Below are 17,723 nucleotides of genomic sequence, written 5' to 3'. Positions count from 1 at the left end.
ACACTGCGACACCTATTACGCCATTGATGTCGATTTTGTCTCTATTTCGGACTTAATAAATTCTTCTATCACTTTTTTCACAGCATCCTCATCTATATTTCCTAATGGCAACCAAGCTTTGACATTTGATTTAAGTTCATTAAATTTATCCACTTCTTTTTTGACTACCTCGGGTTCCCATAAAGAAGCTTCCACTTTATACTCTGGCACTGGGAATTTTGGATCTGGATACGCTCTTGACACAAAACCCAGTTCTATTCTAATTTCAAGAAGTTTTTCACGCAATTTCCCTTTAATCATTTCTTCTTGGTTGATCGACAATGGACGCGGGCTTGTCTCCATTTTCCCTTCCCCCTTTCTTTAAGAATTTTAAAAATGCCTATGTCTTGATCCGATATGCTTTTAGCGTATCGCTTGCCCACTTCAATGACGAAAAAAAAAGCCGAACATCACTACATCCAGATCTGATTCTTTTTCGCATAGACGCGCAAATTCCTTACCGACAGTCCAGGTTGGCCCATTGGGATGAGGAGTGGTTACAGCCTTACCGTAAACCATAAGGCGATGCATGACATGGGTAAGAAAAGAATCACCCGGAGTCTTATCCAACGAATCCATCTTGTTGGAAATTAGAGATATGTGGATATAGTAACAATCAAGGAGGGCAGCCTTCTCCGGAGACTGCATTCCGAGGATCGCAGCAGCCGCATAATCGACAGCGAATATTTGTAAGAAGATACACTCATCCATAAAGATTTCCAGATTGCCCTGACTTTTTGCGCACATCTCACTTATGTCTTTTTGAATACTGTTCGTTTCCATGGCGAGCCGTAATAGCGTTGAAGCCATATCATTCGCCGTTACCTTCTTCTTAAATAAATTAACCATGGATTGGCTTCCTCTCTAAGGTATATAGGTACACCCTGCCCGCATTCTACTGAAATCCGCAATGGGTTTCAACAGCAATCTGGAACCCAGCAATCTGGAACCCGCCGCATAATCCTCTAACACTAAGCCCCAGAAATAGGGCTTTTCTTGTTTTGGGAAATGTGGTAATAAGATCAACAAAGGAATCCAATAACCTGAAAGAGGGGGTGATACAATGGGGATTAAGATTTGTATTAACAAGTTTACCCTCTTCCTTATAACGGTCTTCATTCTATCTGTAGCAAATTTGGCTTTTGCGGAAACAAAGGTCTTTGTAGAGGAATACACCTATCAGGCAAGTGAATATGATAGTAAGGTTTCATGCAGAGCTCTTGCTCTTGAACAGGTTAAGCGACTGCTTTTAGAAAAATTGGGGATTTACCTCGAAAGCGAAACTGAGGTTAAAAATTTCCAGCTTACAAAAGACCAGATTGTTATCCTCACCGCTGGAATAGTCGCGGCTGAAATCGTAGATGAAAAGTGGGATGGCAAAACATATTTCTTTAAAGCAAAGATTACGGCAGATCCAAAGGACGTCGCTAATTCGATAAATAAATTGCGTCAAGACCGTCAAGAAACAAAAGAGCTGGAGGAGACGAGAAAAAAAGCGGATGAGGCATTAAGGGAAGTTGAAAAACTAAAAAGGGAACTGGAGATAACGAAAGCAGGGAAAACAGAACAGGACCAATACAAAAAAGCGGTAAATAGTTTAAGTGCCACCGATTGGGTTGAGAAAGGAAAGGCCTTGGGGATCGCTGGGAGGATCCAAGAAGCTATAGGGGCATTTACCAGGGCTATCGAGCTCGACCCTAAATATGATGCAAGGGCTTATAATAACCGTGGACTTGCCTACGGGAATCTTGGCAACTACCGGCAGGCAATCAGCGATTTCGACAGGGCTATCGATCTCGACCCTAAATTAGCATCGTCCTATTATAACCGTGGAGTTGCCCACAACAAACTTGGGAACTACCGGCAGTCAGTCGAAGAATTTAAAATCGCAGCCCGGTTAGGGCATAATGGAGCGAAAAATTTTTTGAGGGGTCAGGGGATTGATTGGTAACCAGCGGTTGTATTATTTGACCTCGCAAAATTTTGTTTGAGCGATATTCAATTTAAAACTTTTTTCTCCATCCGTTTAAGCGGTCACCCTCTTTTAGAGGGTATCCAACTTCTGACCTCAATCTCCCGCCCCTAACTTCCACCACCGCCGCATAACCCGCCCGCAAAAATAAAAGCCAGGTTGCTGAGGGCTCGCTTTTGCAGATTGACGACTACACCTACTTAACAGTTTAGAAAACTTCAGATTACTGAAGAATTCGATTAGCAGCATTGTGTAACGGCAAGCTTTAGCAGTGGTCGGAGTAATCCTTAGGGTGGGTTCATTGAAATGCTATGTCCTGTCTCGGATATCATTACAAATGTTATTGCAAAGTGTAATAAACACCGAATGCCACTGAGTGTAAAGATCTAATAGGCCGATCCACCCAATATCCTCGGGTGACTTAATCATCTGTCCGAAATCAGGTTCTGGACGTGAAACCATCTTCAACTCCATCTGATCCCGCCGTGCGTTAGGAGGATCAATTGGCGTATGTACCATTACTAAGGGCGTAACGCGGTGGACAGCAGCTTCACGCCAGCGAATGATGTCATTGAAAACAGGCCGAAGCATCTCGTAGCGGGAATAGACAGTTCCAGCTTGGTTCTGTAAGACCCTCCAGAATTTTGGCTTTCCAAAATCTTGTTCCCTATTCGTCAGAGCCAGATTGTAGAGGCTATTAAGTGTTATCGCGATCGCATCAAGAAAAGATTTACATGCGCCAAAATAACTGACAAGAAGGGAACCTATAATGATGGAAGCTTTCCAAATGTCTTTAGCATTATGCAGCTCAGAGATAGAGCAAGCGTAGAGTTCGATATCCGCCATCCTTCGACAGATGTTTTCGGCTAACTTGACCGATGGATGTTGGAGAGCCACACTATGGTCATTGAAAGTTGCATCAAATTTATCGTCCAAGTCAATAAAACACTGTGGTAACGGGACTGGTATATACTTAAACGCAGATCTGTTGTAGAAGTGGGTTTTCATTCGAGGGTTACGGGATTAAATCTACACCTTTTCATGGAGCCTGTCAGTCGTTTAAGGGGCCGATACAAAAGCAATCCGGCGCCCGCCGCATAACCCGCCCGCAAAAACAAAAGCGCAGGGTGATGAGCCCTGGATAATTTCGAAGCCTACTTATTTCATAAGTCCCTGCAAAGGGGCTTTATTTATTTTGGGAAAATGCAGATTTTAACGATAGCTTTGAATCTTAGGAAATCGATATTCTTTTCTTGAGTAGTTCGTCAATCAAGGTCTTGACAAAATAAATAGGAAAGGTATACGCATGTAAGGTATAAGCTTGTAAAGTTGTCTTGACATTCCCAAGCTCGTCGAAATTGAAAGAAAAGAGTTTTGTTCGTTCATCGTCTTCTTTTTCTGGCAACAGGTATGCGCTGATATTTCCTCCTGGAAGTGCCACAGTAGGGTCTTGAAAAGATGGGTCGAGAAGGATTTCGGCTTTGACCAGCACCGGGATGCCAAAGAACTCCAAGGTTACCTGGAGGTCTTTCTGATCCTTGATTGTCAGGTATTGTGGGTGCTTTTGGGTGACATGTTGAACCAAGGATGAAATTATTTTTTTCCCAGTCTCCCGAATCTTGCTCACTCCGTCAACTATTATGCTTTGCAGTTTCCGAAGAATATACTCCTCATTCTGGTTATTCATATTGTGACCCTCCCTTTCTTGAAGATTTTGAGACGAAATTTAAACTTTTTCATAAGATAAGACACATCAATTATGCACTTCAAAGAGAATTCACTACCATAACCCCCTCTTACCCTCCCTCGCTTCCCGGTAAGCCTTTGGAGAATATACGCGCATTCTACCGCGTCGGCCAACAGGTTTCAACACCCTTTCATTACAGGCCACTATTACGCCGTAAAGTGTCTCGTATTAAGAGCATAGCTTGCCCAGCCATTACATAAAGCTAAAACCAAGGCCGGAAACTTTGTAAGGAGTTATTGTCGGAGCTTTCCCGATAAAAACCGACCTAAACGGAGAAAATGACAGACTTGGCGTAAAGCCGCGAAATGGAGGAAGGGGACGTTGATCAAAATAATCAAAAATACTGTTAAAGCCCAGGGGTAACGGTATATGTGTTTTGGGGCCGTTCTTGCAGAATGTGCTAAACGATTCCAATGCACGTTCTGCACGAACGTCCCGGAGTCCACTCACTAACTGCATTCTGCCGAAACGGGCCATTGGTTTCAACAGCAATCCCGCACCGGCAGGCAGCGGAGTCTGCTCCCGTAATCCCCCATCCTAAGCCCCAGCAATGGGGCTTTTTTGTTTTAGGAAATGTGGTAATATAAAGACAAAAGCCGAATGAGGAAAGGAGAATTCTATGCGACCGCTAAAGGAGAGGTGGGCATCTTTCCTTACCATAATCTGTGATCCGCTGGTCCTTATATTCTTGGTCCTTACAATCCTACTTGGAATATTTTTAAAATCACAGCAAGACCCTGTGGTAATCGCCGCTCTGACTATTATCATTACTTTGATATCAGGAATCCTCGGAGCAATTTTAAAAGGCAAATGGAACGAGATAACGGAAGAAAAGGTGATTGTAACACGTGGCAAAACAGCAGTGAGAAGCTTGAAGCTTCTTTTGAGCAACATATTGTCGTTAGAAAAGAGAGTTTGTGAGTATCTTTTCCGTAGCCAAGATGAACAATCGAAGATGGGACAAAGTCCTGAAGTCATAAAAACCTATTTAGAGGAAATAATTGGCCGTTGTAGAATTCAAGGGGAAGAGGCCATCAGCTCGATTGAGAATTGGACCGATATAGTTCCGGAAGCAGATATAAGGACCCAGATTGGAGTCATAAGCAATCTTCGCGAGGAGGGGGACAAGCTTATCGGAGAAGTTAATACGTTGAAAGAAACACTTGCCGAAGCTAAAAACCAGAAAATAGAGGAAACCGCGAAGTTAAAGAAAGAAATTGACATTAAAGAGGAAGAACTTAGGAAAATTAAATATCAGTTATTTGCTACAAGCAATAGGGCATTTGGAACATCAGGAATTTCAGGATATCCAGGAATCTCTGTCGGCGGAATTATCGAAATTGGGCGAGGGTCAACTGGAGTAGGTGTTCTGTCTGAGCCTACAACGGGCGTTTGTTTTGAATGTGGAAAACCCTTTGACTCACGAAATTCTTTGGCATTGGCAATTTATCCTCGTTGTCCAGATTGCGAGAAAAAAGCAAAAAAATGATTTGATTCTTGAGCAATTCTTCCGTCCCTCTCCATCCAAAAAATGAAAAGCCAGCGTGATGAGGGCTGTATGTTATGTGCGAAAACGCGGGACGTAGCTCCGATAACTCCGTTATTATAGTAACTCGGCAAGTGCCCATCCTCTTTCTTGAGATTTCTCTCTCCCGGATCCACCCCACGAAGAACGCTCCGTAGGGATTTATTCTTTGGAATTGATAAGGGTCTCCTCTTGGAAAGTCATAATTCCCCGATTTATTGACTGAAGCGGAAAATATAGACAGGGGGGGATTTTTTTATATTATGGTGAGGGTTGAGGTTTATTTGGAGAAAACGAAAGAATTTTTGAAATGGTTAAAAAGAGACCCCAGATTAAAAAAATAATTTCAAAATATCAGACGAAACTGGAAGAACTAGGCATCGAAGTGTCGAAGATAATCCTTTATGGATCGTATGCCGGAGGGAGACCCAAAGAATACAGCGATATCGATATCATTATCGTTTCACCCACTTTCAATAAAATGGATATTTTCGAGCGGCAGGAAGTGTTAAGCAAGGCGCATCATGAATTTGGTGAACCGATCGAACCCATTGGATTGACCCCCCAACAAATGAAAGAGAAAAAGGGGTTAGTGCGCGAAATCCTGGAGAAAGGGATCACCCTCTATCCTCATCCCGATCTTTCCCCCGAGCGTCCACTCTCCACTAAACCTAACCTTTTACGGAACAATCGACCTTGATGGCTTCTTAAAAAGTCCCTTTTCCTTCGTTGCTGCGGAAACTACAAATTGATTCAAACAAAAAACTGCTCTGCACGAACACCTGCCACTCAGAGCGATCTGCCACAAACATGAATACCCGATGGAGGCCAGACGGAGAATAGGTCGAAAAGGACTCTCGGTGGACATAGTTCATTGATTCCATACCTTTTGGCCTGCTCGCAAAACAATTAAATCCCTTTAGAGCTTAGAAAACAGGAATGCCCCCAGAACCTCAATGTTAATTTGGGTGACCTTTGGCCCTGGTTCGGCCCCCCTTGCATCCTTAATCAAGAAAAGCACAAAGAATAGTTTTTGTGGAAACGCGGCTGAAAAATATGTATCTTGATGTATACTCGGGATCTCAGCTGACTTTAGAAGATCGGCTTCGAGCAGAGGTCCTTGGATAAGGAGGAAGGATGAAAAGTTATCGCAAAGAACTGTGGTTCAATATTGCCGGGCGAAGGGCGTTTGTAAATATAACCCCCCAGGTTGAAGCGTGTTTGCAGGAAAGCGGGATAAAGGAAGGGATGATCCTGGCGAATGCCATGCATATCACGGCCTCGGTTTTTATCAACGATGATGAATCCGGCCTCCACCAGGATTACGAGAAATGGCTCGAGAAATTGGCCCCCCATGAGCCGGTCTCGCAATATCTGCACAACCGAACGGGGGAGGACAACGGGGACGCCCATCTGAAAAGGCAGATCATGGGGAGGGAAGTTGTGGTCGCGGTGACCGGAGGGAAACCGGATTTCGGTCCCTGGGAGCAGATTTTTTATGGGGAATTTGACGGAGGACGGCGCAAGCGAGTGTTAGTGAAGATCATCGGTGAATGAAGGTTCCCATAGGGAGGCGGAGTTTTCTGCTCGCATGACGGATAAATGGCGGGAATAAATTCCTCAGAAAGAGGCCTCGGATGGGCAGGCATCATATAAAAGTTGTAGGCATTGATCTCGCAGGGAGCGAAAAAAGACCCACGGGAATGTGTTTCCTGGAGGGAAACCAAGCCAGGGTCTCAGTGGTTCATACCGATGATGAAATTCTTAAGGCCATCGGGGAAGACGTTCGAGCGGTAGCCATCGACGCCCCTCTATCCCTTCCCAAAGGAAGATGCTGCCTGAGAGATGATTGCCAATGTGCCGGGCGAGTCCATTTCCGGATTTGTGACCTGGAATTACGGCGAATGAAAATCAAATTTTTTCCCATCACCCTGGGACCGATGCGTCAGCTCACCCTTCGGGGGCTGGCCTTAAAGGAGAAGCTTGAAAAAATGGGACTGCGAGTCTTCGAAACCTACCCGGGAGCTGCCCAGGACATTTGGGGGATTCCCCGCCAGAAAGATCTTCAAGGTTTGAAACAAGGATTGAAGCGATTCAAGCTGAAAGGAAACTGGCTAAGTCCCGGGGTCACTAAAGATGAGCTCGACGCCTTGACTTGCGCCATAATCGCCAGAGAAGACTTGGTAGGAAATACGATAGCTATTGGAGATCCGGAAGAAGGGTTGATGATCCTGCCGAGAAAGTGACGCTCTGCAAAGGATGGATGGAAGTGTTGAATGGTGAGACCAAGCTCGATTGAGATTTATTCCGGGGTTAAAGTGCACAGCATTCAGGCGGCCGTCCTGCGCCAGAAAGGTGGCCCCTTGAAGATCGAATCCCTCGAGCTGGAAGATCCGCGGGATGATGAAGTCCTGGTGCGGGTTGTCGCGTCGGGCATCTGCCACGAGTATGAATAGTCGAAGGAGGCAGCGCGGAGAATAGGCCGAAAGGGCTGGTAGAAATCAGGTAACATTTTAGCCCTTAGAAAGATTTGGCTAAACTGCAATGCAAAATGCAAATATTAAATTGAAAATTTCAAAATGTTTAGGGTTTTACAGAAAAAATTCCATTTTCCAATTGGCCTTTTTCACTTTTCAATGATATTTAGCGTGTCTTTTCAAAACGCTAAATTGATACGAAATTAGTTGCTTCCGTTGCCCAAGATTGAAATAATAGGAGCGAAACTTAATAAGGGCGGAGGAAGCCCAACCGCGCCTAAAATTGCTTTTAACGTGGGCGAGGAAACGATCAAAAGGGAGGATAAAAATCATGGCAGATCTTGGATTTATTGGGGTGGGAATCATGGGCAAACCGATGGCGGGCCATCTGGTCAAGGCCGGCCACAAGGTCTTGGTTTATGACGTTAACGCCGCGGCGGTTCAGGAGCTTGCGGCCAAAGGTGCGGTGGCCTGCAAAAGCGGCAAAGAGGTAGCGGAAAAAACCGGCATCATTATCATCATGGTTCCGGACACGCCGGATGTAGAGGCCGTGCTCTTCGGGAAAGGCGGCTTGGCGGAAGGACTAAAGGCCGGTTCCATTGTGGTGGACATGAGTTCCATCTCCCCCATCGTCACGAAGGAATTTGCCAAGAGATTGGCGGCCATGGGCGTGCAGATGCTCGACGCCCCTGTATCCGGCGGCCAGGTGGGCGCTGAAAATGCCGCCCTTTCCATCATGGTGGGAGGCGACCCCGGGGTCTTCGAAAAAATCAAGCCCTACTTCGAGCTCATGGGGAAGAACATCGTCCATATCGGCGGCAATGGGGATGGTCAGACCTGCAAAGTGGCCAACCAGATCGTCGTCGCCCTTACCATTGAGGCCGTGGCCGAAGCGCTCCTGTTTGCCTCCAAGGCCGGTGCCGATCCCGTTAAGGTCAGGTCTGCGCTGCTGGGGGGATTTGCCCAGAGCCGCATCCTGGATTTGCATGGGGAGCGGATGATCAAACGCACCTTCAACCCTGGCTTTCGCATCCGCCTTCATCAAAAAGACCTGAACCTGGCCTTGCAGGCGGCCCGTTCCATGGGGTTGAGCTTGCCCAACACCGCCACGGCCCAGGAGCTCTTCAACGCCGTGGCCGCCCAGGGAGGGATCGACCTGGACCACTCGGCCCTGGTCTTCGCCCTGGAAAAGCTGGCCAATCATACCGTTAGTCAATAGAACGGCAGATGGTACGTTCTTTCCGAAATTGCTTTGGCTAAAATTCAAATTTATTCAAACTTAAAACCGTTCTGCACGAACACCTTCTGCGCAGTGCGATTTGCTAAAAACATGAATACCCGACGGAGGACAAACGGAGAATAGGCCGAAAAGGCTGATAGAAAATAGTTGATTTCCTTGTCCAAAATTGAAATAATAAGGGTGAAACTTAATAAGGGCGGAGGAAACCCAACCATGCCCAATATTACTCTTAACGTCGACGAGGAAACGATCAAAAAGGTCCGGAAGGTCGCGGTCGATAAAAACACCACTTTAACGGAGATGGTTAGGGGATACCTGAAATCTATAGCCGCAAGCGACCTGCCCGTGAGAGAACGCACGGTGAGAGAATTACAGGCCTGTTTCAAGAGTCTCAGCCGGGATATGGGCAAAAGGAAGTGGACGCGGGATCAGCTCCATGAGCGATATGGTTGCAGACTGTAATCTTCTTCTTTCAGAAGATATTCAACACGAGTTCAAGTTAGGGACCCTTACCATAAAAAATCCTTTTTTCTAAGCAATCTGCATATTGAAAGCTTTCCAATTAAAAGATCTTCATGATTGCTCAGTCCGACCCGAAAAAGAACGAAAAGGAAAAGACCCGAATAAGAAAAGCAGGCGAGTCGGTAGTTTGAAAGCGTGAAAGAAAGCATACGTTCTCATCTCAGCGAGATTGAAGTTATGGAAAACGTCAGGATAGCTTACGCCTGCGAGTCGGGCAGCCGGGCCTGGGGGTTTCCATCCGCTGATAGCGATTATGACGTACGTTTCCTGTACGTCCAACCAGTAGAGTGCTACCTGTCCATTGACGAAAAGCGGGACGTTATCGAGCGCCTGGCCAGTGAAGGACTGGATATCAATGGATGGGATTTGAAGAAAGCCTTGGGGCTCTTCCGCAAGTCAAATCCCCCGCTCTTGGAGTGGCTTGGCTCGCCCATCGTTTATCTTGAGAAATATTCCATCGCTGCTGAGATGCGGGAACTAACGCCAGTGTATTACTCTCCAACCGCCTGCTTGTATCACTATCTGCACATGGCACGCGGCAACTTCCGAGACTATTTGAAAGGCGGAGAGGTATGGGTCAAGAAATACTTCTATGTCTTACGCCCCATTTTGGCGATGAATTGGATTGAAAAGGGATTGGGTGTTGTCCCAACTGATTTCAATGTTTTGGTCGATAAACTCGTGACCGATCCGAAGTTGAGAGTAGAAATTGATCGGCTGCTTTCAGCGAAACGGGCTGGGGCAGAATTAGAGCGGGCGCCGAGAATTAAACCAATCAGCGAGTTTATTGAGCAGGAACTTGAACGCTGGGGGAAGAATGAGATAGTGAATCATACACGCCCGGCGGCTTCCGCCAATAAACTTGATGAACTCTTCAGGAAGAGTCTTGGAGAAGTATGGCGGTCGTAATGTCATTCAGGGCGTGCGCCTAAACCGTTTTGCAGAGCGTAAAGTAGTGAAAATGGAAATGCAGGGCGACGCCGCATCCGCATGCACCTGCGGCCAAAAACATGGGGTGGGGATGGGGAAGTGTTCGTACTTATATAACAAGGTAAAATAGGAATGAAAAAGAAGTACATCGGCAAATGGTGGATTAAAGAAATGGAGCTATGGGACAAGGAATACATTGATCTCGTTGCTCAAGGGCACTTTATGATCAAAAGCAACGGGACGGGTTCGTTTCAATTCGGCGCCGTGGAGGCGGGCGTAGACTGCAAAGTTGAGTTAGCTAAGGGAGCTGAGCGACTCGAATTCTCATTTGAAGGTGCAGATGAGGGGGACCCCGTCTCTGGTCGAGGATGGGCCCAGGTCGAAGGCACAAAGATGACGGGAAGGATCTATTTCCACCTCGGAGACGATTCAGCTTTTACGGCGACAAGAAAATAGCCAGTCCAAGGATTCTACCCGCTTTACAATAGAAGTGGCCACACCTCAAGAGGAGCACTTAGGCCGCCAGGGGGAGAAGCTGGTGAAGCTTGTACCCAGCAGCCGGCTGGCCACAGTAGAGCACACCGCAGGCGGTACCGTGGTGGAGGCCGAGGCAGAGAAGCTTGCAAGACTGATCCTGGACTTCCTGCAGGGGTAGTCTCAAACATCCTTTGCCCATAAAATCCCCTTTACCTTTTTCAATTTTTCAGTAAACTGGTAGAAGAATTCCTAAGTGTTGCATATCCCAAAGCTTTGGCCTGTTTTAAAGAACAGAAAGGAGGAACGGCAAAATGAAAGGATATACGGCAAAAATTCTGCGGGTGGACTTGAGCAAAAGACGTGTGGAAACGGAAGCGCTGGATGAAACCCTGGCCCAAAAATTTATCGGCGGGAGCGGGCTGGCCGCCAAAATTTTGTATGATGAAACGGGGCCGGAGACCGACCCCCTCGGGCCGGAGAATCGACTCATCTTCATGACCGGACCTTTTGCGGCCACGCCGGTAATCACCTCCGGCCGGCACGCCGTGGTCACCAAGTCTCCTCTAACCGGAATTTTTGCGGAATCAGACTCCGGAGGTACGTGGGGGCCATCCCTCAAAAGGGCGGGTTTCGATGGGGTCGTGATTACTGGAAAATCCGCCAAGCCGGTTTACATCTGGGTCGCGGATGGGAAGGCCGAGATCCGGGATGCCTCCCGCCTTTGGGGGAAAGATACCTATGAATTGGATCCGCTCCTCAGGAAAGAAACTCGAGATGAGGCCGTGGTTGCTTCCATTGGACAGGGCGGAGAAAAAGGGGTCAGGTTCGCCAGCATCATGAACGACGGCCGAGAGGGGCGGGCCGCTGGGCGCGGAGGAACCGGCGCAGTTATGGGCTCCAAGAACCTCAAAGCCATCGTGGTCCATGGCAGCCAAGAGATTGCCATCGCCGATCCCGAAGGCCTGAAAGCCTCGCTGAAGGAAATCAGCCCCATGGTGGCCAAGAATGCCGAGGGAATGCGCAAGAATGGAACCGCCGGCGGGGTGGCTACGTTTGAAGCGTTGGGGAGCCTCCCGCTGCAGAATTGGAAATTTCAGGGACGCTGGGAACAGGGAGCGGTAAAAATCGCCGGGCCTGCCATGACCGAAAAGATTCTCACAGGAATTTATCACTGCGAAAGATGCGTCATCGGCTGCGGAAGGAGGGTGAAGATCGACAAAGGTCCGTATGCCGGGGTGGAAGGCGGAGGGCCCGAATACGAAACCGTCGCCCTCTTGGGCAGTCTTTGCCTGGTGGATGACTTGGAAGCAATCGCCAAGGCCAACGAGCTATGCAATCGCTATGGGATCGACACCATCTCCTGCGGAGCGGCCATTGCCTTTGCCATGGAGGCGTACGAAAAAGGGTTGATTACCAAAAAGGATACCGGCGAGTTGGAACTCCTTTGGGGGCGGGGCGATGTATTGGTGAAGATGGTGGAGAAAATCGGCAAGCGGGAAGGCCTGGGCAATCTTTTGGGTGAGGGAGTGAGAATCGCCGCCGAAAAGATCGGCAGGAACGCCGTGGAATTCTCCCTCCATGTAAAAGGTCTGGAAATCCCCGGCCATGATCCCAGATGCTACAATGCCGGGGCGGTGAGCTATGCCACCATCAACAGGGGTGCCTGTCATCTGGGGTTCAGCCATGTCTTCGAACGCGTTCTTTCCATGCCTGAAATTGGAATCGAAAAACCTTTGCCCAGGCTTGAAGTGAAAGGCAAAGGGGAGTTAGCGGCCAAGACCCAAAACGTAATGGGCCTGTTCGATGCCCTGAAGCTCTGCAAGTTTACCATGTTTGGAGGACTCAAACTTACGCCGATCCTTTCCTGGTACAACATGGTTACTGGAATTCCGATGGACATGGCGGAGTTTTTAAAGACAGGGGAGAGGATCTTCAATCTTAAGAGGCTCTACAACGTGCGTTGTGGCATCAGCCGCAAGGATGATACGCTGCCTCCTCGTTTTCTTACTCTGAAGCATGAAGGCGAAGGCCTCACTCCCAGCCTTCCTCCACTGGGGGAGATGCTCAGCGATTATTACAAATTCAGGGGATGGAGCGAAGAGGGGATTCCCCTCCCAGAAAAATTGCAAGAGCTTGGCCTTTAGAAATGCAGGGTGAGGGGGAAGAATGTCAGAAGATTAAATGCGTTTGTATTAAAAACTTTATTTTTTGATCAAGGGGGGCGGTCTTTCTAAAAAAAGTCCGCCCTTTTTCTATTGGGGGTCAATTTGATTGAGAAAAAAATAGAGGTCGGGTAAAATGGTCTTGAGATGGGTCGGTCGAAGAAAAAAGGGAAGCGCAAAAAAAACAACGGTCGAAGAGTAACTTTCATTCTTATTCCGGTCTTTCTTGCCCTTTCCCTTGCTTTTTTTTATATACTTAAGACAGCATCACCGGGGAAAAAGCCTGGCCGCCAGGTGGTCCGCATCTCCATCCCTAAGGAGAAAATCCCGGAAGAGGGGGCCGGTTTTCGATCGTCACCACAACTGGCCTTAATCATAGACGATGGCGGTTACAATATGGAAAATTTTAAGGAAATGCTGGGAATCGGAAAGCCGATAACTTATGCCATTCTACCGTTTACACCACATGCCCGGGAGGCCGCACTCCTGGCTTACCGGGATGGATCTGAGGTCATGCTCCACCTGCCCATGGAGCCAAAAAATGGAGAGCAGTATTCTTTGGAAAAAAACACGGTACGGACAGGGATGGACTCGAAACGGGTACAGAAGATTTTGGAAGATGCCCTGAAGCAGGTTCCCCATGTGCGGGGAATCAACAACCATATGGGATCTAAAGCCACCGAAGACCCACAGGTGATGGAAGCCCTGATGCAGGTTTTGAAAAAGGAAGGCCTTTATTTCATCGACAGTAACACCAGCTTCCAGACATTGGGTCCGGAGATGGCCCGAAAAGCAGGCGTTGCCTCTAGGCGCAATGACCAATTTATCGACCGGGAGAAAAAAATAGAGGCCATCAAGAACGCCATTCGTTTGGCCATGAGAAAAGCAAAGCAAGAGGGGAGGGCCGTGGCCATTGGTCATCCCCATCCATTGACCGCCCGAGCCATTAAAGAGATGATATCAGAGATCGAAAAGGAAGGAATCAGGCTCGTTTTCGCGTCTGAGGTTGTGGGATGAAAAAAAGGGGTTTCCTCCCCATCTTTTTTCTGAGTATCTTTTTAATCCTAAGTACAACGCTGGCAAGGGAAGCGATAGCGACTTATCGGCTGTTAGAGATCCGCCTTTGGTCTGCCCCTGATCATACCCGAGTGGTTATCGATCTGAATGGCCCACCTACTTATGATATCCCTGCGTCAGAGAATCCGCTGACCCTGGTCCTGAACCTGCAGGGGATTTTTCTCCAGAAAGGGAAGCAGGAAATTCCCGTCAAAGATCCGGTGATCCAGAAAATGATGGTGCATCCCAAGGGGAAAGACCAGGCGGAAGTAACCTTGTTTTTGGTCAAACCGGCGCGATGGAAAATTTTCAGCCTGAAACCTTACCAGGACAAACCCCACCGTCTGGTTATTGACATCCTCCGGCCCGACTTGGAAGAAAAGGAAAAAACAGAAAGAAAAGTCAGCGAGGAGTTGAAAGCCAAAAAGAAGAGGATTATCGTTCTCGACCCCGGGCATGGCGGCGAAGACCCGGGAGCGATCGGTCCCCGGGGAACTAAGGAAAAAGACGTAGTTCTTGCTTTAGCCAGGAGGTTACAAAAAACTCTTGACGAGAGCGCAGGAATAAAGGCCTTTCTGACCCGACGAGGGGATTATTTCGTTCCTCTGGATGAACGGATTAAAATCGCCCGGGAGTATGGCGCGGATCTCCTCATCAGCTTGCACGCGAACGGAAGTCCAAAGCGCCATACCCGCGGCACTTCGGTCTATTGTCTGTCGCTTAAAGGAGCCAGCGATCAAGCAACCCAACTGCTGGCCCAGAAGGAGAACGCTTCAGACCTGATGGGGGGAATCTCTCTGACCCCGGAGAAAAAAGACCTGGATTCGATTTTGCTGGATTTAGAACTGACCCATAACATCAACGAAAGCCTCCACTTGGGAGGTTTGATGCTCAGCGAGCTGGGCCGCATCAACCAAATTCAATTTATCCAGCCTCGCCAAGCAGGTTTCGCGGTTCTTAAAGCCCCGAACTTCCCGTCGATCCTGGTAGAGACGGCCTACATCACCCATCCGGTTGAAGAAAGGTTTCTCCGGAAAGAGAGTTTCCAGGCTGATTTGATCCGGGCGATATTTAACGCAGTGAAGAAGTTTATTCCCTTGCTGGCGGTAAGGGAAGAAGTTCCCAGAGGGGATCTGGCCAGAGACACGGGGTAATGAACAGGAGAGAATAAAAGGAGAGAGCCATGAGTAAGGAAATAAAGCCGGAATGCGCCTTGTGCAACGTTGAAGTAAAACTTTGCCGGTCCAAGGAAGGAACCGGGCCCCGATTTTGTCCAACGAAAACCAAGGAAAAAGAACTGCAAGGGGCTTTGAAAAAATACCAAGATCAGAAAACCATGCGTTTTGCCAAAGCCGCTTCCCTGCAAGAGGCCGAATGTTACGTACGCAGGGAGGAGAAGCCATTTGTGCTGAGGCCGACGAAAACACGCGTGGAGGAAATCATTGAATTCGCCCAAAAAATGGACTTTCGGAAATTGGGTGTGGCTTTTTGCGCCGGCCTGTTTTCCGAAGGAAATACCTTCGTACGCATCTTGGAAAAACATGGATTTGAGGTCATTTCCGTCTGCTGTAAAGTAGGCGGAGTGCCCAAAGAATTCCTGGGTCTCCGGGATGATCAAAAAGTGAGGGTGGGAACTTATGAGACCATGTGCAACCCTATCACCCAGGCAGAAATTATGAATGAAGCCGGGACGGATTTTAATATCCTCGTGGGGCTCTGCGTTGGCCATGATGCTCTTTTCCTAAAAAATGCCAAAGCGTTGACCACCGTTTTAGTAGCTAAAGACCGGGTTTTAGGACACAATCCCGTAGCCGCCCTTTACGGGGCCAAGGGATATTTCCAGCGCCTGATGAATCCGTAAGAAAAATATTCACCGCAGAGATCGCAGAGTGCGCAGAGGTAAAATACGAATCTTGATTATGTTTCTCTCTGCGTTTTCAGCGTGCTCTGCGGTTAAAAAATTTACGAAAAAGTGAAGGGAGGCTTGTGAAAGATTTACATTTTGATAAGGCTATGATTATATTCGCCCATCCCGACGATGCCGAAGTGCAGTGCGCTGGAACCATCGCCTTCTGGATCGAGGCGGGTATAAAAGTGACCTATGTGGTTTTGACGAAGGGTGATAAAGGGACCCAAGACCCGGCAATGACCCGAGAAGCGCTGGCAAGTCTGCGGCGGGGAGAGCAACTTCGGGCGGCTGATATACTGGGAGTGGGAAAAGTTCTCTTCTTGGAAAACGGAGATGGAGAGTTGGAAGTGACCATGGAAAAGCGCAGGATGTTGACCCGCATCATCCGGGAATATCAACCAGAAGTTCTGGTGACTCACGATCCCTGGATGCGCTATCAATTACACCCCGACCACCGAGCCTGTGGAACTTTAGCGCTGGATGCGATGATTTCTGCCCGGGATCGACTCTATTTTCCAGACCAGATCGACCAAGGTCTGAAGCCGTGCCGAGTTCGTAGAGTCCTGCTCTTTGCTTCGGATCAGCCTGATTTCTGGGTGGATATCGGGACGACTTTGGATAAGAAGATGAAAGCCCTGGGGCAACATCAGAGTCAAGTGAGCCAGTGGGTTAAATGGGAAGAATGGCTGCGCAAAAGGGCGGAGAATGCCGGAGCTTCTCAAGGGTTAAAGTTTGCCGAATCTTTTAAAAGGCTGGTTTTAGGCTGATTTCAGAATGCAGATTTTAGATTGAAGATTGGAATGAGAAGCTGGGAGACAGATGTCCAGATTCAGAAATTCTGACCACTGCCCGCCCTTAAAATCTGATATCTACAATCTGCAATCTGCAATTGAAAATTGAGGATATTATGAACCAAGAAGAATTGGAAAAACATAATTCCGGGATGATCGCAATGTTGCCCATGGCTCCCGCAGGGGAAACCTGCTGACCCTCAAGCCTCCCGGCTCAGTTGAGCCTACCCAGCCTGGATCAGCCCTTTGTTGTGGGCTCGGTGGAGACTCCCATGGGTAAAGTTCCCCAGGTTTCTTCCGCCTTGAAAGGGGAGGATCGATGGGGAAGCTACAAGGTCCGCTGGGGAGTTAAGCGCATGCATTACACCGTTGAGCCAGGCCTATATGCCTTGGGTCATCCCGATCATTCTGCCCCGGTTCTGGTAACGGCCAACTACAAGATGAGTTTTGACCGGCTGCGGCAGGCTCTCCCGGGCCGAAATGCCTGGATTCTGGTTCTGGATACCAAGGGGGTCAACGTTTGGTGCGCCGCGGGTAAGGGAACCTTCGGGACGGAAGAGCTGGTTGCAAGAATCCGCTCTAGCGGACTGGAACGCATAATAAATCACCGCGATTTGATCCTGCCCCAATTGGCTGGCCCGGGGGTTGCGGCCCATCTGGTGAAAAAATTTTCTGGCTTCAGAATTATCTACGGACCCATCCGCGCCGTAGACCTGCCTGCTTTCCTTGATGACGGCCTCCAGGCCACACCGGAGATGCGCCGCAAAAATTTTCCTTTACGGGAAAGAGCAGTTTTGGTTCCCATTGAACTGGTGGCTACTTTCAAGATAGCAGCTTTTGTTTTGCCCGCGCTTTTTATCCTCGGCGGTCTGAAGG

At 48.2% G+C, this 17,723-nt stretch carries 21 protein-coding genes; 16 read left to right on the top strand and 5 right to left on the bottom strand.

Annotated features, from left to right (window positions below; all coding sequences use genetic code 11):
• Window positions 1-15 precede the first annotated feature (15 nt).
• Window positions 16-342, bottom strand: a complete 327-nt coding sequence (locus Q7V48_07560; GenBank protein ID MDO9210589.1) for a hypothetical protein — start codon at window positions 340-342, stop codon at window positions 16-18.
• An 81-nt stretch (window positions 343-423) separates the two neighbouring features.
• Window positions 424-888: a hypothetical protein gene (locus Q7V48_07555; protein MDO9210588.1), complete on the bottom strand. Its 465-nt coding sequence runs from the start codon at window positions 886-888 to the stop codon at window positions 424-426.
• Between the two features lie 214 nt (window positions 889-1,102).
• Here Q7V48_07555 and Q7V48_07550 point away from each other — a divergent pair, with 214 nt between their 5' ends.
• Complete coding sequence (locus Q7V48_07550) at window positions 1,103-1,990, top strand: tetratricopeptide repeat protein (protein ID MDO9210587.1); 888 nt, start codon at window positions 1,103-1,105, stop codon at window positions 1,988-1,990.
• Window positions 1,991-2,320: 330 nt separating this feature from the next.
• Here Q7V48_07550 and Q7V48_07545 read toward each other — a convergent pair whose 3' ends face one another.
• A complete protein-coding gene (locus tag Q7V48_07545; GenBank protein ID MDO9210586.1) occupies window positions 2,321-2,857 on the bottom strand; it encodes a hypothetical protein in 537 nt (178 codons plus the stop codon).
• Between the two features lie 385 nt (window positions 2,858-3,242).
• Complete coding sequence (locus tag Q7V48_07540) at window positions 3,243-3,698, bottom strand: hypothetical protein (GenBank protein MDO9210585.1); 456 nt, start codon at window positions 3,696-3,698, stop codon at window positions 3,243-3,245.
• A gap of 679 nt (window positions 3,699-4,377) precedes the next feature.
• Here Q7V48_07540 and Q7V48_07535 point away from each other — a divergent pair.
• The 9 genes from Q7V48_07535 to Q7V48_07495 all read left to right on the top strand — a co-directional run bounded on the left by Q7V48_07535 (window position 4,378) and on the right by Q7V48_07495 (window position 10,908).
• Complete coding sequence (locus tag Q7V48_07535) at window positions 4,378-5,247, top strand: hypothetical protein (protein ID MDO9210584.1); 870 nt, start codon at window positions 4,378-4,380, stop codon at window positions 5,245-5,247.
• 346 nt (window positions 5,248-5,593) lie between these two features.
• Entirely contained in the window at window positions 5,594-5,983 is a 390-nt protein-coding gene (locus Q7V48_07530; GenBank protein MDO9210583.1) for a nucleotidyltransferase domain-containing protein, read from the top strand.
• 437 nt (window positions 5,984-6,420) lie between these two features.
• On the top strand, window positions 6,421-6,840 hold the full coding sequence (locus Q7V48_07525; protein MDO9210582.1) for a secondary thiamine-phosphate synthase enzyme YjbQ: 420 nt from the start codon (window positions 6,421-6,423) through the stop codon (window positions 6,838-6,840).
• Between the two features lie 80 nt (window positions 6,841-6,920).
• Complete coding sequence (locus Q7V48_07520; protein MDO9210581.1) at window positions 6,921-7,529, top strand: DUF429 domain-containing protein; 609 nt, start codon at window positions 6,921-6,923, stop codon at window positions 7,527-7,529.
• A gap of 30 nt (window positions 7,530-7,559) precedes the next feature.
• Window positions 7,560-7,739: a hypothetical protein gene (locus tag Q7V48_07515; GenBank protein MDO9210580.1), complete on the top strand. Its 180-nt coding sequence runs from the start codon at window positions 7,560-7,562 to the stop codon at window positions 7,737-7,739.
• 304 nt (window positions 7,740-8,043) lie between these two features.
• Window positions 8,044-8,979 (top strand): 2-hydroxy-3-oxopropionate reductase, encoded by a 936-nt coding sequence (locus Q7V48_07510; protein MDO9210579.1) that lies wholly within the window; start codon window positions 8,044-8,046, stop codon window positions 8,977-8,979.
• A gap of 234 nt (window positions 8,980-9,213) precedes the next feature.
• Window positions 9,214-9,462 (top strand): DUF6364 family protein, encoded by a 249-nt coding sequence (locus tag Q7V48_07505; GenBank protein ID MDO9210578.1) that lies wholly within the window; start codon window positions 9,214-9,216, stop codon window positions 9,460-9,462.
• Window positions 9,463-9,657: 195 nt separating this feature from the next.
• Window positions 9,658-10,431 carry a nucleotidyltransferase domain-containing protein gene (locus Q7V48_07500; protein MDO9210577.1) on the top strand — a complete coding sequence of 258 codons (774 nt, stop codon included), beginning with the start codon at window positions 9,658-9,660 and terminating at the stop codon, window positions 10,429-10,431.
• 153 nt (window positions 10,432-10,584) lie between these two features.
• The gene (locus Q7V48_07495; protein MDO9210576.1) at window positions 10,585-10,908 is read left to right on the top strand and encodes a hypothetical protein; all 324 of its coding nucleotides are present in this window, start codon (window positions 10,585-10,587) and stop codon (window positions 10,906-10,908) included.
• Window positions 10,909-10,966: 58 nt separating this feature from the next.
• On the opposite strand, the gene Q7V48_07490 is transcribed toward Q7V48_07495, so the two are convergent.
• Window positions 10,967-11,128 carry a hypothetical protein gene (locus Q7V48_07490; GenBank protein ID MDO9210575.1) on the bottom strand — a complete coding sequence of 54 codons (162 nt, stop codon included), beginning with the start codon at window positions 11,126-11,128 and terminating at the stop codon, window positions 10,967-10,969.
• Window positions 11,129-11,240: 112 nt separating this feature from the next.
• Between Q7V48_07490 and Q7V48_07485 the strand changes: the two genes are divergently transcribed.
• The 6 genes from Q7V48_07485 to hgcA all read left to right on the top strand — a co-directional run.
• Window positions 11,241-13,073, top strand: a complete 1,833-nt coding sequence (locus tag Q7V48_07485; protein ID MDO9210574.1) for an aldehyde ferredoxin oxidoreductase family protein — start codon at window positions 11,241-11,243, stop codon at window positions 13,071-13,073.
• Window positions 13,074-13,238: 165 nt separating this feature from the next.
• A complete protein-coding gene (locus Q7V48_07480; GenBank protein ID MDO9210573.1) occupies window positions 13,239-14,108 on the top strand; it encodes a divergent polysaccharide deacetylase family protein in 870 nt (289 codons plus the stop codon).
• Window positions 14,105-15,301, top strand: a complete 1,197-nt coding sequence (locus Q7V48_07475; protein MDO9210572.1) for an N-acetylmuramoyl-L-alanine amidase — start codon at window positions 14,105-14,107, stop codon at window positions 15,299-15,301. Before Q7V48_07480 ends, Q7V48_07475 begins: the two co-directional genes overlap by 4 nt.
• 29 nt (window positions 15,302-15,330) lie before the next feature.
• Window positions 15,331-16,008, top strand: a complete 678-nt coding sequence (locus tag Q7V48_07470; GenBank protein MDO9210571.1) for a DUF1847 domain-containing protein — start codon at window positions 15,331-15,333, stop codon at window positions 16,006-16,008.
• A gap of 125 nt (window positions 16,009-16,133) precedes the next feature.
• Window positions 16,134-16,823, top strand: coding sequence for a PIG-L deacetylase family protein (locus Q7V48_07465; protein MDO9210570.1), 690 nt, complete (start codon window positions 16,134-16,136; stop codon window positions 16,821-16,823).
• Between the two features lie 185 nt (window positions 16,824-17,008).
• On the top strand, window positions 17,009-17,723 hold a 715-nt coding region (hgcA, locus tag Q7V48_07460), incomplete at its 3' end, for a mercury methylation corrinoid protein HgcA (protein ID MDO9210569.1).

This window comes from Deltaproteobacteria bacterium, assembly GCA_030654105.1.
Taxonomy (GTDB): domain Bacteria; phylum Desulfobacterota; class SM23-61; order SM23-61; family SM23-61; genus JAHJQK01.
The sequence above is the reverse complement of the archived record's forward strand: the minus strand, read 5'-3'. Positions and strand labels throughout refer to the sequence as shown.